The following is a 13,690-nucleotide window of genomic DNA, read 5'->3' as shown; positions in this document are numbered from 1 at the left end:
GCCGATGCAGAACACCGGCGGCGGGAGATCATTCGGAATTGAGGATGTGACTGCGGCTATTCCGCCGCGACCCCATAAGCGTCGGTCTCATCAGCGTGATCGTCGTCATCAGAGGTGTCGGGAGCCTCCTCCCTCTCGAAACGATCGGCGACGTCATTTTCGTCAAGGTGCGGTTCGACCGCGCCGCCGTCTTCTTCCAGCTCTTCGATATCGCCGGTGGTGACATCATCCTCGGCTTCATCGTCCGCGGACGTCTCGGCGTGCTTCATCAGGTCCGCCACTTCGGCCAGATCGGGTGCGAAGAGTGCGGACGTATGGACGAAACGCTCCTCCTTAAAATGGTCGACCAGAGCGGAACGAGTTTCGCGGACCTTCTGCCGTGGAAGCACATTCGCCTCCTTCGCCGCCGCTTCCAGCGCCTGCCGCGAGAGGCACAACAGAAAGTCCTCCGAGCCCATGTTCGGCAGGAAGCCATCAGCGCCAACGGCGTCGCCTGCAATACGGGATACAACACCGCTGTTCGACATGCCGCGCCGGCAAGACAGGACGTCGATCAGCATGGAGCGTGCGGCAACCCGCAGCGTCTCCGTGTCGAAGGCGAGCTTTCCGTCTTCACCGATTAGCCGAGCTGCGTGGCGCTTGAACCGCTTCGGCCCGAATACCGGATCGCTGGCGCCGGAATCGATGCGGACGTTCAGGCCGGCAAAGGCAAGCAGGAGCAACGCCATCAGCATGTCGTCCTCGATCGGCGCACGGCCGAGCGCCTCGTGCAGCGCGTCGGTGCGGAAATCGCCGATCATGTCCTGGCCCTTCTGCGTGACGTCGGGCCGCTGCTTCGGCGCGTCGATGATGTCGTCGTCTTCCACATCCGCCGCGTCGTTGCTTGGGGCAATGCCGCCTTTGCCCTTGGCTTTCTTCTCATCCGGCATCCGGTAATGGACCGACTGAACCTTGCCGTCCCGGTCGAGATACATGCAACATGATCGGACTTCGACGGTTTACCGTAGACCCGCTCCGCCTTCTTCGGCAGTTCCGCCTGGCCCCAGTTATTGACTTCGACGATCGTGCCCTTCTTCGGCAGGTTCGATGTCATCCATTCCTGCTGGGCGCCAAGGAATGCTTCGACATTGGTCGTATAGCGGCTGTCCTGGTCGGCGGGAGCGAACAAGTCCTCGACCCACTCGATGCCGTAGGCTTGAGTGAGATCATCCCCGAAGCTCGCATCCCTGGCGAACATGCGGGTTTTGGAGAGCGCGCGGGCAATATTGTACCAGTCGGCTCGCTCGGACTTCTTCGGCTTGTTGGCCTTCCAGACCTCTTTCTGCTCGCCGAGCGAGGCTGCGGCAATGGTCCGCAACTGCTGCTCGTTCGGCATGTCGCCAAGCCCCATCTGATCGAGCATGGCCGGCAGCACGTTGGCAAGGAGCCTGAGCTTCCTGATCTGGCGGACGGGCAATGCCAGCGCCACGCCGATCGCTTCCTCGGTCCAGCCGAGTGCTACGAGGCGCTCGATGCCGCGCCATTGGTCGACAGGATTGAGCGGCTCACGGGCGATGTTCTCCACCATCGAGCGCATCGCGCCGTTGTCGTTGGCCGCTTCGACGACAAGAACGGTGATTTCTTCCAGTCCGGCCGCGATTGCTTGCTTCACGCGGCGATGTCCGGCCTGGATGATATAGCCATTACCGCCGTCGACTTCCGGGGAGATGACCGGCGGCTGGATGATGCCGACAGCCTTCACCGTTGCAAGCAGCAGCGCATCGGATTGTGGAGACGACTTCGAACGGCGCGCGTCGTCGGGGTTGTCCTTCAGCGCACGGGGATCGAGTTTGAGGATCTGCATGGGATCTGTTCCTTCCGGGATATCGGAACCGGCACCTCACCGGTCCTTCCTGCCTTCAGTTCTTTCCGAAGACATCTCCCGGACCGCAGGACGGGCACACCGGCGCAACTGCGCGCGAGCGGCCCTGACTGTCAGGGCGAGCGAGGCAAAGCCTTGCGAGAATGACGGGCAGGGTTGCGCAGGGGGCGGTTGAGCGGCAGCGGCGGCGGGAAGACCGATCTGCGAGCGGGGTTCTCTTTCTCCCCTCATTTTCTTTTTCTCGAAAAGCATTGAATGCCGCATTTATTGACGCTATATAGCGGCTATGCTAACGGCATTATGGAGATGGAGCCGATCATGGGTCTTGCCCAATATGCAGACGATGGACTGTTTGCGCCGCGTAAGATCGCGGATGCATTTCGCACGACCAGCGAAGAGATCGCCCGCACCGCGGGACTCGGAAAAGATGCGATCCAACGCAAGGACCGTATTCGCTCTGACAGAACGCAGCGGCGCCTGCGCGAGATGATCGAGATCGTCAACAAGGTCGAACCGCGCTTCGGCTCGGCGCTAATGGCCTATGCATGGTATCGCTCCGAGCCGCTGTCCGGCTTCTCCGGCCAGACCGCGATGCAGCTGGTCCGCAACGGCCGCGCCGACGAGGTGCTCGACTATATCGATGCGGTTGACGCCGGCGTCCACGCATAGCCCGCCGATGAACTATCAAGGAAAGCTCTACCGGGCGCTCAACCCGATTTACGCCCGCGAGCCTCTGTCCGGACGTGGCGCGGAACTCTATGGCGGCCGGTTCAACCCGAAAGGCATGCCGGCCCTCTATACGTCGCTGACAATCATGACGGCGCTGAAAGAAGCCAATCAGGTCGGCAATCTGCAACCGACGACGCTGGTCTCCTACAACGCCGATCTCGAGACTGTGTTTGACTGCCGGGACGACGCGGCCCTTCGGGCGCGAGGGATGGATGCGGCAGCGCTCGCTGATCCGACCTGGCGTGACCAGATGAAAGTTTCGGGGGAAGCGAGAACGCAAACCTTCGCACGCCAACTGGCTGCCGACGGCTGTTGCGGACTGCTCGTGAGGAGCTTTGCTCCCGGCGCCACGGATGATGATCTCAATCTCGTCCTCTGGACATGGGGCAGCGTGGCTCCCGGTCGGCTGATCCTGATCGATGACGAAGGCCGACTTTCCCGCTAATCTGACAGCACATCATCCGCCCGAACACGAAAAGCCGGCCGCATACGATCACGCGACCGGCCTAGCATAGCGTTAAGCCGCTTCCTTCTCCGCTCCGGCATCCTCTTGCGCAGACGCGGCCAGCGCTTCCTCGACCTCCCGGAGTTTCCTGCGCTTGTCGGCGAGCTCATCGGCGAAGGCGAAGGCGCCGCCCTGTCGGGATTGATAGGACACAAGCCTTCGCCGGTACTCTTCCAGACGGTGGCGATAACGTTCCGCTCCTCCTCCAACCCGTCGAGCGCATGTTCAAGACGGGAGATCGCCCCGAGCGGCGTGACGGTTACTGGCAATTCGATCTCATAGTCGGCGCCGGTGCGCTGGAGCAGCCACGACCGAACGTTTCGCCGGTATAGACGAGATCGAAGCCTCCGATGCTGGCGATGTGGACCTCGCCTTGTTGCTGTAGCTGAACCAGAGTGAGGATTTCCCTCATCAGCGCCCGACCAGCTTCCTTGCGCTCGGTATATGGCTTGCCCGTCATGGTCATGGCGAAGCTTTCGCCTGACGTCGGCAGCAGCCCCTCAATGTCCTGACCGATCTCGCCGATGCGTCGCTTGGCGGTCTCGATCTCACGCTCGGCATCGCGGATCTGCCGGCGCACCGCGAACAGATCGTCATCGTGGGCGATACGCAAACGCTCCAACCGGGCAATGTCGGCTTCGAGCCCTGCCTTCTGCATCAGCCGCTCGTCGCCACTGGCGATCGCCTTGGCCATCGCGAACTGGTTGGCGGCGCCCTCGCTGACGTCTTCCAGTCGCCGGATAGAGGTATCACCGGAGAGGGCGGCGGCGATGAACCGGGCCTTGCGCTCGTTGTTCTGCCACATTGAGGCGTCGAGCGAGCCTTCTGTGGCATAGGCGAAGATTTCGACCTCCTCATGCTGATTGCCCTGGCGGACGATCCGGCCCTCGCGCTGCTCGATCTGCGACGGAAGCCACGGGACGTCGAGATGGTGCAGCGCCTTGAGCCGAAGTTGGGCATTAACGCCAGTGCCCATGGTCTCCGACGAGCCGATCAGGAAGCGGACCTTGCCGGCGCGGACATCGCCGAACAGACGCTGCTTGGCCTCGGTCTTCTTATAGTCCTGCATGAAGGCAATCTCGGAGGCCGGCACGCCGAGCCGGATCAGTTCATCGCGGATGAAGCGATAGGCCGAGAAGCCGCGGGACTTTTCGACATTGATCGTGCCGAGATCGGAAAAGATCATCTGCGCGGCCCCAGGCAGATCAAAATCCTTGCCGTCCGGGCGCCGGTAGATGGCCTCGGCAGTCTCCTTCCAGATCCGGTGGGCATTCCGCACAAGCAGATTGAGCTTGTTATCTTCTTCGTTCCCGGCGCTCGGCATGACGAAGCGCAGATCGATCGCGGCGTGGCGCCCATCGGTGATGACGGAGAGAAGGATGTCGTCGCCTGGCTTGGCGGGCCCCTCGCGCTGCTCAATGGAGGAGCATGCAGTTGGAGTGCAGCTCTAACAGGAAGCGATAGCAATAACTCGTCGCAAAATAACAATGGCATTGATTCTCAAAATACACGCTCCGGAAGCTCCCCTCCATCGCTTCTAAAACCGCCAAAAGATGACCCCAGGGCGTGCGAGGCGGTTATGGAAACTGCCTTCGAATTAAGAAGCTTGATCCGCAAGGAGAAGAAGCTTGCTCCTTGTGATCTGAGTCGTCTTAATATCTCGGGCCGGATTGACAGGCTTAGCTCAGGGATCAGAGGCGCCAACTGCCCATCAAAAATGGCGCAAATCGACCTCGCCCTGAAAGGACGTGGGCAATCATGCGCTCGTCATAGTCTCCAAAATAGCGGACCTTCGGGTGGTGGCGTTAGGGGTTAACTTGTGCATAGAACAAATTCGACCGGCTAGCGGCCTGAAGATTCTCCTAGCCGCGAGAGGGCCGGCAGGGCACCCATCGCCCTCGTTCGGGAGCGGGGGAGAGTGCAGCCAAACCACTTTTGAATTCGCCCATGTATTGGCTCGATTGGCCCCAGCACCACCGCGAACCAGCCGTTCTCGGAATTCAAGATCTCGACCTGATGACACGCATAGGCTTTGGCGATCTCAATCGCTTCGCCGAGATCGGCCCGGCCCGCGAGCTCCACCCATTTGCATCCATCCGGGTGCAGGACTTTGGCAAAATCGATATCAAATGTCATCCCGAAGCAGCCCGAGAAAGATGGACAACATAATCGAGATATAGTCAAATCTGCTAGTTTGATTCATGCGGATCCGATAACGTCATCTATTGTCGGCGCGAATTGCAGGTCCACATTAGTTGTGGTGAGCCTACGCCGGACTGTCTGCATCTATTCAAATACTGAGGGGGAAGGATGACTCGGGCGATCTGCATCAGATGCGGCAATGAAAAACACGGTTGCTGGACTCCGTGCAATAAATGCCGGCAGCAACCATTTGGTATTTCTGAAGTGGCGTGGTCGCTCGTTCTATCCAATCACACCATGACGAATGAGGGCTTGGCCGAGATCGGCGCATTCATCTCAGAAAACAAGCGGCTCCCCCGCTTTAGTGAAGAGGTCGAAGCAGCTTTTCGACAGTGTGAGGAAACGGTCAAAAGCTCTGCGCGAGGATTGGTGAGAAAAGGACTGCTTCCGATAGAAGATGCCCCGGAGGCGGAAACGCCACTTGTCGAGAGCACGGCTAATATATCGCGGTCGCCTAAGGTCCGGGAAGCCATAGAGGATTTCTGTCTAAATCAAAGCCCGCCTGCGAGACCGGAAGCCGTCCTTGAATGGATCATTGAAGATTGGCTGGAAAGGGAAGGATACTTCGATTAATTTCTTCGGGACCCCTGGGATCAGCAAGACAGAACTCGCATTAGTTCTCGCTCTTTAACTGGCGCCATCAACTGGGCACTCGAGCTCATAGACGCGGAATTCGAAAGCATCCAAGTGGATCTGACAAGCGGCGGGAACATGCACAGGGCGAATGAGACTACGTTTCAGATGTTGAGGTTGTAACAACCATGCGGCGGATCTTCATAACCGCGAAAATGTGGTTTGCAGCGACATCGGTGGCCCTAGCCGACCAGGCTGGGCCCGCGATGCTGATCCATGGCGTGGCCAATCCTCCAAATGGACACTACGAACAATGCAAGCGCAGCCCTACCGAGTGCGGCGGCCCAATCACACCTATGGGTCCGCTGAAACTAACGCCCGCGGTAAAGGAAATGCTCGAGGATGTTAATCGCCGGGCGAACGCCCGGATTAAACCGAAGACGGATGTCGAACTCTATGGAGTTGAGGAATACTGGGCTTACCCGACGGGTGCCGGCGACGTAGAAGACGTTGCTCTTCTAAAACAACGGGAGCTGGCAGATAACGGCGTCCCGCTTTCCAACCTGCTCCTGGCGGTTGCAATTACGAAGGAAGGCGAAGGTACTGCGGTGCTCGTGGTGATAACCGACAAAGGCGACTTCATCCTAGACCAGCTGACCGATGAGGTGAAGCTTTGGCGTGATGTGCCTTACACCTTTCTGAAGCGGCAATCTGAAAGCGATTCTAGCCGCTGGGCCAAAGTAAGGGATGTTCGTGACTTTACCGGTAAGCCTTAAAAATGGCGAAGGGATCGCTGGGAGGGTCATCCATGCAATTCAACTTTAGGACGGCGTTCGCCGTCATCTCCGTACTCTTTCTCGCGCACGATAGCTATGCCGCCAATGTCTCTGCTGCGGGTTCATGGAGCGGATCTATCAGTTGCAGTTACGGATCCGGCTCTTTGCAAATTATAATCTCTGGATCGGGCACAGTATCGGGAAGCGTCACTAACGGGACGATATTTGAGGGTCGCGTGTCTGGAGGATCCGTGTCCTTCTCGACGCGGAATTGGATGGGCAACATTGCGCGGTTTTCGGGGAATATAGGTGGGAATAGCCTGAGTGGCACATACAAGCAGACCGCCAACTCGGAAGAATGCCGGTTTCAGGCTTCTAGGGTCGCAGGTCCTACTGTCTCACCAGAAAAGCCGATAAGACCGGCAAGAGAGCAGACACAAAACCGTCCTGCAAATCAGGCTAAGGACGATCCTAGGGCCTGCCGGGCGGTGATCGAGACTGCCGCAGAACTAGAACAGTTATTGCGAAAGGACAAAGAATTTGGCCCTTGTGACTTAGGCCGCAGAACGGTCTCGGAAAGGATTAATAGGCTTAGCTCAAGCATAAGGGGCGCCAACTGCCCTTCGAAGATGATCGAAATCGATCGCGCACTGAAGGGTCGGGGCATGACCTGCCAGCAATACTACCACATGAAAAATGCGCCGTCAGGCGACGGCGGCGTTCGCGGATAAGAGTTGCTCGAATGGGGTCAGAACAAGATGGGGTCGTCTAATCGCACGGAGTTTTTCAAGCGTTTTTGTCAAAGATCTGCCCCGCCGGAACTGAGCCAGTGCCGGTGAGCGAAGGATGCAGGGGCCGACATCTAGGGTTCGCCACATGCCATGCATGCCGGTTGAGGTTATAACCATCGATAAGTAGCGATTATCGATGGTAGATTGAGAGAGGCTGCTAACCCGCCTTGTCGGATGTCCTAATTCGGCGGATTCCACACATTCCGGAAATTTCGAGCGTTTTCACCCCAGTTCGGCGCCGCTGTCGGGCATGAACATGGTCTGGTGCACGAAAGCCGCGTCGCCGACCACGTAGGTGATCGAGGCGAGCGTATGAACTGTGCGGTGACCGCTGCCTTCCGCTTGCATGACGACTTCATGCGGGCGGGCGATGCTAATTGGCTACCACGCCTCGCACGAACAATTCGCCCCAAGCCAGCTCCTTGATTACGTTCAGGCGGCTGAACGCGCAGGTTTCCAAGCTATTATGACATCTGATCACCTGGCGCCTTGGAGCGAGCGACAGAGAAGTTCCGGCAACAACTGGGCTTGGCTCGGCGCCGCAATGGTGAATATCAACTTGCCGTTCGGGAGCCTCGCGATACCGGGGGCTGGTGGTGCATTCCGTGGTCTCTTCAAACGTCATGGAAGCTGATTGAGTCCCCCTTTCTCCTTAACCAACCCTTTGATCGCATCCATCACTGCTCTGACCCGCGGCACGTGGCGCAGCCGCTCATGCGTCACTAACCAGATTTCCGCTGCAGGCGGCACCGGAGGGCGGAAGCATTGAACAAGATGGGGATCGCTTGCCGCGATAAACTCCGAGTAAAATCCGATGCCGAGCCCGTTGCGCACGCTGGCGAAGACAGCGGGAATACTATTTTGTCGCAACAACACCGTCTCCGGGGGGAAATGCTGACTTGCCCATTCAAAAATAGGGCGGCTCCGCACATGGGTGTCGATGCCGACCAGAGCGTGGGCCGATAATTCCTCCGGGCTTTTCGGCACGCCATTGCGCTCGGCATAGCTGCGCGAGCAGTAGAGACTCCAATAATCCTCCACCATTTTAAGCCCCACTAGCCCGGCCTCCGTCGGCGCCGGTGCCGCCCGCAACGCGACGTCGGCCTCCCCGTTGGAAAGGTCCCGCAACAGGTTGCTGGTGTCCACCTCCAGCCGCACGCCCGGATGCACCTGCTTCAGCCGCATCGTCAGGTCCGTCAGCAGCAGATTGGACAGCACCTCATTGGTGGTGAACCGAACCGTACCTGAAATCTCGCGAGAAAGACTCCCGACCGCGTTGGAAAAGGCGTCCACCGCCTGGCGCACCGCCTCTGCAGGTGCGATCAATGCCGCCCCCGCCTCCGTCAGCACATAACCAGTGCGCCGCTTGTCGAACAGTTGGATGCAGAGATCTGCCTCGAGCGCAGCGATCCGGCGGGACACGGTGCTCTGGCTGACCTTCAGTGCCTTGGAGGCCGAGAGCGTCGATCCAGTCTCGGCAACCGATAGCAGAAAACGCAGATCATCGACATTCATCAGTTCCGTCACGTTATGCAAATCCGGTGAAGACAGCGGCAAAAACGGTGTTTGAAGCAGAAACGCTGACAATCTACACGGCTTTCATTGCCCGCGAAACGAGTTTGCGGGCCAAAACACGCCATATCAGTTTCCGAATGCAAGGAGAAACGCCATGCGCGAAGCGCTTGTGCCTGCCTATACCCGTATCGTCAACCATTTCAACAGCGAGACCTTTGTCTTCACCCACCCCCATGAAGGAGGGATATCCAGCCGCATGGATGTCGTGCTTGGCAAGGGTGGCTCCGGTGGCGGCAATGCAGTCGCCCATATTCATCCTGGCACCGACGAGATCTTCACCGTCAACAGCGGTTGCGTCATGGTGATGATCGACGGCAAGGAATATTTCGCGGCCGAGGGCCAGTCGATCACAGTGCCGAAGGGCGCCAGCCATTTCTTCCGAAACGCATTTGACGGCGACACCCACCTGACGGTAACCTTCGTCACTGCCCAGCAGCACCTGCGGTTCTTCCTGAACATCGCCCGCTGGACCTCGGAATACCCGAGCTATTTCAAGCCGGACGGTTCGGTGAAGCTGCTGCCAATCGCCCTCGGGCTCAACGCCTTCCCGGACCACCTGTATATCTCCGGTCCGCCGGTCTGGGTGCAGAAGGCTCTCTACGCAACGCTGGCGCCTATCGCTCGCCTGATGGGCTACCGCCTGGCCATCAGGCCGGCCAGCAGGGCCGAACGGCGGGCCATCGAGAACGAACAGGCGTTTGCCGAATGACGTCGGCGGCCGGAAATTTGTTCTTATCTCTCGTGAAAGGAACCGACGCTTTGTACAACTTCCGCGGTCGATGAATTGACCCTGCCGGAGCAATCTGCCCGGCAAGAGCAAACGTTCTGCGGAAGCACAATCCTGGACATGCAAGGATTGCCGAGATACCGGTTGGGTGATGAGGCTCATCCATTAAAGCGCTTGGACTGGACACGCCGATGCTCGTGCGGTGCGGCGGGCATCCCGTCCCCCGCGATGCACCCAGATTTGACAAGGCGCCGGCCTCCTCAAATATCACTACGCGTTACCGGTAAGAAGCCAACTAAGGACGGGCTCGGACAGTGACTGCCTAGTTTATCTCGCTGTCAGATGCGGACAGCATCAACCAATCACAGTCATGATGTGCTTTCCAGGCTCCTGAAACGCGGCTCGCTATGCGCCGCAACACTTTGCGAGCGACACCGAGGAAAGTGTGGGGAGTCTCGCGATCAGGTTTAGTAGTTCTTGCCGCGAGATCATCTAAAATCTTCGCCAATCTTCCCGCCAGCTCACCAGCCTTGAGGTCGCGCGGCCGTGGACGAGCCCGCCGAAGTTCCTCGGCCGTCTGCTTTAGAGTCCATTCAAGAAAGCGGATATCGAGCAAGTCTTCTGGTCATGAGCTTGATCATTGCGGTTTGGATGAAGGCGAGGCTTGTGGCCGCGAAACGTTCGAAATCCTTAGCCATTCGGCGGTTTATGCCGAGCCACGCCAGCGTCCGCTCGACAATCCATCGCTTTGGCAACACCTGAAAGCCGACCTGATTGCGTTTGACGATTTCCATCGGTCGCGGACTGGCCTCTTCGACTGTCGGGCCCTGATAGCCACCATCGCCGCAGATTTTCTCGATAAAGGGAAAGCGGTTGGCGAGCCTGTCGAAAACAAGTGCCGCTCCGTCGCGATCCTGAATACCTGCCGAGTGGATCTCGGCTTTCAGGAGCATGCTCAGGGTATCGACCAGAATGTGCCGCTTGCGACCCTTTATCTTTTTGCCCGCGTCGTAGCCGATATCAAGTTGGGCGTCCGGGCCAGTCTTCACTGACTGGCTATCGATGATAGCAAATGATGGTTGCTCTTCGCGTCCCTCAAGCTGCCGCGTTCGGCAGTAGAGCGCGTCATGGATACGACGCCACGTCCCGTCCCGGCAGAACCGCTTGAAATAATGATAGACCGTGCTCTTCGGCGGAAAATCATGCGGCAGCAATGCCCATTGGCAACCCGACTGCAGCAGATAGAAAATCCCGTCCATTACCGCCCGAAGCGACGTCTTGCGCCTGCGGCCCAGTCGGGGCTGCCTTGGCAGGAAACGCTCGATCAGGCTCCACTCACGGTCAGTCAGATCGCTTGCGTAGCGCATGCGGCTTCTGTCATGGTGACGCCGGGTGAAGGGTGTCCAGGCCATTTGATCTCTCCGTATTTGTCGCAAAATACAAAGAATCTGATTGCCGCCCTTCACTCAACCCCGCGCCATCATCGCCATTCTTGGACAGACACTAAGGGCGGCAATATCGGTCGCAATCGTGGGGGGGTATGGCGGCGGGAAAGACCGCAAGGTGCTCAATGACGCGTTGAGGCTTGCTTCCTCATCTCGGTGATCCGGCTGATCTCGTCTCGAATGAGTGTGAGCGATCGCCGGCCAATTCCAGGTATCTCCAACAACTGCTCGTCAGAGAGAGCGGCAACTACACTCATTCTCTTGATGCCGCTTTGTCTCAGCACGCGGACAACCCACTGTGGCAGACTGCTCCTGAGTACCAGATCGGTCAGTCGTGCCGGCGGCTCTTTTTCCCAATGAAACCGTCGCTTCGGCATATGCGCCTCGTTGTCGTTCGCCGCTCTAGAAACTGAGATCAAGGCCGACAGTTCCGCAGTTTCAAGACGGCGGCCTCATTTTCTCTCCACCGGCGTTCACGGTCGATATGCACCGGTATAAATCCGGTCGATAACTTCGGCGACACGAACCAGGTGTTCGGCCTCCGGATCGAAGCCCCGGTTCCTGACAAGCTGCCGCGCCCAGGCAGTTGCCGCGCGTCCGCCCCATTCGTCCGGTTGATCCGCAAGCTGCTCCGTAACGGTCCCGGAGAAGCGTTGGGCGGCAAAATCGTAAAATGACCCCCCGACGTTACGCATAGCCGCTCCGCCAGTGGTGCCATAGAAGCTCGCATCGATGATACAGTCTTGCCCGGCGTTCAAACGCCAGGAGCACGCCAGCCGAACGACAGCACCGGTCGCAAGAAGGAGTGTCGCCACTGCATAGTCCTCAACCTCTTCGGGCGCGCTGGACAACGGCCGTCCTTGCGCCAACAGGTTGCTCGTGACGCTGATTACCTCAGGGAAATTAAGCGCCCAAAGAGCTAGATCAATCAAATGTACGCCAAGATCGATGACACATCCGCCACCGGAGAGCTTCTTGTCGTAGAACCATGGCTTGTCCGGTCCGTACGCATTGTGGAACGTCACGTCGATAGCGCTCACCTGACCTAGATGCTGCGCCTGTAGCAACGCCTTGATCCGTCGCATCGCTTCGGTATGCCGATAGGACAGGTCTACCCCGATAAGGCGGTCTGCCGTTCTGGCCGCCTCGACCACTGCTTCAACCTCCCGCGCCGTGCGGCCTAATGGCTTCTGACAAAAAACCGCGACCCCCGCATTGAGCGCTCGAATACTTTGTTCTGCATGTTGGGCGCTAGGCGTGGCTATAACGACACCATCCAGGTCAAGTGCTAGCAGCTCATCCAGATCGGAAAGCAGCTTGGCCTGCGGCGCCGCCTTGGTTGCCGCTTCCACCATTTCAGGAGAGGGATCGGCAATTGCAGCGACTTCCACGAGTCCAGTGGCGACCATGGCCTCCATCCGATGGCGGCCAATCCAGCCAACTCCCAGAAAACCGACGCGTGCCGGTCGGGCGATTGGCTCCACTTGATCCTGTTTTACGATACTATTCATCGGCTGACCACCAGTGCCTTGATAAAATTGTCGGGGCGGTCACGTGTGTCGTTTAGGGCCTGGTCGAGCTGAGCCAGAGGATAGCGGTGCGTGTAGAGCGAAGAGGGATCGAGACGCCCTTCAACCACGGCGTCGATTGCGGCGCGGATGCCCTGAATATAGATGGCGGGATCGCGCTCATGAGCGTTGACGACGTCGAGGCCGCGCCAATTCCAAAGCTGCATGTTGACCTGTCGCGGACCCTCCTGATGGTAGCCAGCAATGATAAGGCGGCCGCGTTCCATGGTGAGTTCCGCTGCTAAATCCAGCGGCCATTGCTGACCTACCGCCTCGATTACCCGGTCGCAGAAGCGCCCATCCGTGAGGGTTTTGACTTCTTCGATAATGCGCCAGTGATCGTCCATCACAATCGTTTTGGCCGCGCCCATGCGCCTGGCTGCTTTGAGCGACTCCTCACGCCGGGAGATAGCGATGATATGGGCTCCCGCCTTGGCGGAGAGTTGGGTCAGCAGTGCGCCGAGAAAGCCAATCCCGATGATAGCCACGGTATGTCCTGCACGGATGTCTGAGCGTTTGAAGATGTTCATCGCGCAGCCGAGTGGTTCCCCGGGGAAGGGTTTATCGTCCAACGCCCGGGGAAGTGGCACGACCATGTCCGCCGGAGCAAAATCGTGGCTCGCATATGCATGGTAGCTTAAGACAGCAACACGGTCGCCGATTTTCAAACCGTTGACCCCTGCGCCCAACGCATCGATCCGTCCCCACCCCTCGTGGCCAAGCCCGCCCGGCTTCGTTGGAAACTGCATCCAGTCCGGCCCTGCCCAAGGCGTCAAGTTCGAGGCGCAGACGCCGCATCCCTCGAGGCGCACCCGCAATTGCCCAGCCTCCGGTTCTTCGAGAGCCATGTTTCGAAGTTGTATTTCGCCTGCTTTTGGAATGACAACGGCAGAAAGCTGCCCAGCAGCTAGCTGGTTGGACAAATCCATTCGTTACCT

General features: G+C 58.6%; 11 protein-coding genes and 3 pseudogenes. 6 read left to right on the top strand and 8 right to left on the bottom strand.

From position 1 onward, the window contains the following. Window positions 1–56 precede the first annotated feature (56 nt). Window positions 57–1,843: pseudogene (locus ACSQ8R_RS23515) on the bottom strand (ParB N-terminal domain-containing protein). 336 nt (window positions 1,844–2,179) lie between these two features. On the opposite strand from ACSQ8R_RS23515, the gene ACSQ8R_RS23510 reads away from it, so the two are divergent. Continuing rightward, the gene (locus ACSQ8R_RS23510) at window positions 2,180–2,530 is read left to right on the top strand and encodes an antitoxin Xre/MbcA/ParS toxin-binding domain-containing protein (RefSeq protein ID WP_147181730.1); all 351 of its coding nucleotides are present in this window, start codon (window positions 2,180–2,182) and stop codon (window positions 2,528–2,530) included. 7 nt (window positions 2,531–2,537) lie between these two features. Beyond that, window positions 2,538–3,035, top strand: a complete 498-nt coding sequence (locus tag ACSQ8R_RS23505; RefSeq protein WP_436255787.1) for an RES family NAD+ phosphorylase — start codon at window positions 2,538–2,540, stop codon at window positions 3,033–3,035. Between the two features lie 72 nt (window positions 3,036–3,107). Here ACSQ8R_RS23505 and ACSQ8R_RS23500 read toward each other — a convergent pair. Together ACSQ8R_RS23500 and ACSQ8R_RS23495 are read right to left on the bottom strand one after the other, a co-directional pair. After that, window positions 3,108–4,518 (bottom strand): annotated as a pseudogene (locus ACSQ8R_RS23500) (helicase-related protein); the annotation flags it as partial. Between the two features lie 419 nt (window positions 4,519–4,937). Further along, the gene (locus ACSQ8R_RS23495) at window positions 4,938–5,231 is read right to left on the bottom strand and encodes a hypothetical protein (protein WP_436255786.1); all 294 of its coding nucleotides are present in this window, start codon (window positions 5,229–5,231) and stop codon (window positions 4,938–4,940) included. A gap of 174 nt (window positions 5,232–5,405) precedes the next feature. Here ACSQ8R_RS23495 and ACSQ8R_RS23490 point away from each other — a divergent pair, with 174 nt between their 5' ends. After that, on the top strand, window positions 5,406–5,870 hold the full coding sequence (locus tag ACSQ8R_RS23490) for a hypothetical protein (protein ID WP_436255785.1): 465 nt from the start codon (window positions 5,406–5,408) through the stop codon (window positions 5,868–5,870). Window positions 5,871–6,058: 188 nt separating this feature from the next. After that, complete coding sequence (locus ACSQ8R_RS23485) at window positions 6,059–6,646, top strand: transglutaminase-like cysteine peptidase (protein ID WP_436255784.1); 588 nt, start codon at window positions 6,059–6,061, stop codon at window positions 6,644–6,646. A 1,013-nt stretch (window positions 6,647–7,659) separates the two neighbouring features. On the opposite strand, the gene ACSQ8R_RS23480 is transcribed toward ACSQ8R_RS23485, so the two are convergent. Continuing rightward, window positions 7,660–7,785: a hypothetical protein gene (locus ACSQ8R_RS23480; RefSeq protein WP_436257340.1), complete on the bottom strand. Its 126-nt coding sequence runs from the start codon at window positions 7,783–7,785 to the stop codon at window positions 7,660–7,662. Between the two features lie 22 nt (window positions 7,786–7,807). Between ACSQ8R_RS23480 and ACSQ8R_RS23475 the strand changes: the two are divergent. Next, window positions 7,808–8,026: pseudogene (locus ACSQ8R_RS23475) on the top strand (LLM class F420-dependent oxidoreductase); the annotation flags it as partial. 32 nt (window positions 8,027–8,058) lie between these two features. Here the strand turns inward: ACSQ8R_RS23475 and ACSQ8R_RS23470 are convergent. Continuing rightward, on the bottom strand, window positions 8,059–9,024 hold the full coding sequence (locus ACSQ8R_RS23470) for a LysR family transcriptional regulator (RefSeq protein ID WP_436255783.1): 966 nt from the start codon (window positions 9,022–9,024) through the stop codon (window positions 8,059–8,061). A gap of 82 nt (window positions 9,025–9,106) precedes the next feature. Between ACSQ8R_RS23470 and ACSQ8R_RS23465 the strand changes: the two genes are divergently transcribed. Beyond that, window positions 9,107–9,721, top strand: coding sequence for a cupin domain-containing protein (locus tag ACSQ8R_RS23465; protein WP_436255782.1), 615 nt, complete (start codon window positions 9,107–9,109; stop codon window positions 9,719–9,721). 611 nt (window positions 9,722–10,332) lie between these two features. Here the strand turns inward: ACSQ8R_RS23465 and ACSQ8R_RS23460 are convergent. The 3 genes from ACSQ8R_RS23460 to ACSQ8R_RS23450 form a co-directional block, all read right to left on the bottom strand. Then, window positions 10,333–11,151, bottom strand: coding sequence for an IS5 family transposase (locus tag ACSQ8R_RS23460; protein WP_436255781.1), 819 nt, complete (start codon window positions 11,149–11,151; stop codon window positions 10,333–10,335). A 506-nt stretch (window positions 11,152–11,657) separates the two neighbouring features. Beyond that, window positions 11,658–12,695 carry a Gfo/Idh/MocA family protein gene (locus ACSQ8R_RS23455; RefSeq protein WP_436255780.1) on the bottom strand — a complete coding sequence of 346 codons (1,038 nt, stop codon included), beginning with the start codon at window positions 12,693–12,695 and terminating at the stop codon, window positions 11,658–11,660. Then, on the bottom strand, window positions 12,692–13,600 hold the full coding sequence (locus tag ACSQ8R_RS23450) for an MDR/zinc-dependent alcohol dehydrogenase-like family protein (protein WP_436257258.1): 909 nt from the start codon (window positions 13,598–13,600) through the stop codon (window positions 12,692–12,694). Before ACSQ8R_RS23450 ends, ACSQ8R_RS23455 begins: the two co-directional genes overlap by 4 nt. Between the last annotated feature and the right edge of the window lie 90 nt (window positions 13,601–13,690).

This window comes from Neorhizobium sp. LjRoot104, from assembly GCF_964253725.1.
Classification (GTDB): Bacteria; Pseudomonadota; Alphaproteobacteria; order Rhizobiales; family Rhizobiaceae; genus Neorhizobium.
The sequence above is the reverse complement of the archived record's forward strand: the minus strand, read 5'-3'. Positions and strand labels throughout refer to the sequence as shown.

Excerpts from the sequence above, each read along its gene's own strand:
- ACSQ8R_RS23505 (WP_436255787.1), top strand. The coding sequence starts at position 2,538 with ATGAACTATCAAGGAAAGCTCTACCGGGCGCTCAACCCGATTTACGCC.
- ACSQ8R_RS23465 (WP_436255782.1), top strand. The coding sequence starts at position 9,107 with ATGCGCGAAGCGCTTGTGCCTGCCTATACCCGTATCGTCAACCATTTC.
- ACSQ8R_RS23485 (WP_436255784.1), top strand. The coding sequence starts at position 6,059 with ATGCGGCGGATCTTCATAACCGCGAAAATGTGGTTTGCAGCGACATCG.
- ACSQ8R_RS23495 (WP_436255786.1), bottom strand. The coding sequence starts at position 5,231 with ATGACATTTGATATCGATTTTGCCAAAGTCCTGCACCCGGATGGATGC.
- ACSQ8R_RS23460 (WP_436255781.1), bottom strand. The coding sequence starts at position 11,151 with ATGGCCTGGACACCCTTCACCCGGCGTCACCATGACAGAAGCCGCATG.
- ACSQ8R_RS23480 (WP_436257340.1), bottom strand. The coding sequence starts at position 7,785 with ATGCAAGCGGAAGGCAGCGGTCACCGCACAGTTCATACGCTCGCCTCG.
- ACSQ8R_RS23490 (WP_436255785.1), top strand. The coding sequence starts at position 5,406 with ATGACTCGGGCGATCTGCATCAGATGCGGCAATGAAAAACACGGTTGC.
- ACSQ8R_RS23455 (WP_436255780.1), bottom strand. The coding sequence starts at position 12,695 with ATGAATAGTATCGTAAAACAGGATCAAGTGGAGCCAATCGCCCGACCG.
- ACSQ8R_RS23510 (WP_147181730.1), top strand. The coding sequence starts at position 2,180 with ATGGGTCTTGCCCAATATGCAGACGATGGACTGTTTGCGCCGCGTAAG.
- ACSQ8R_RS23450 (WP_436257258.1), bottom strand. The coding sequence starts at position 13,600 with ATGGCTCTCGAAGAACCGGAGGCTGGGCAATTGCGGGTGCGCCTCGAG.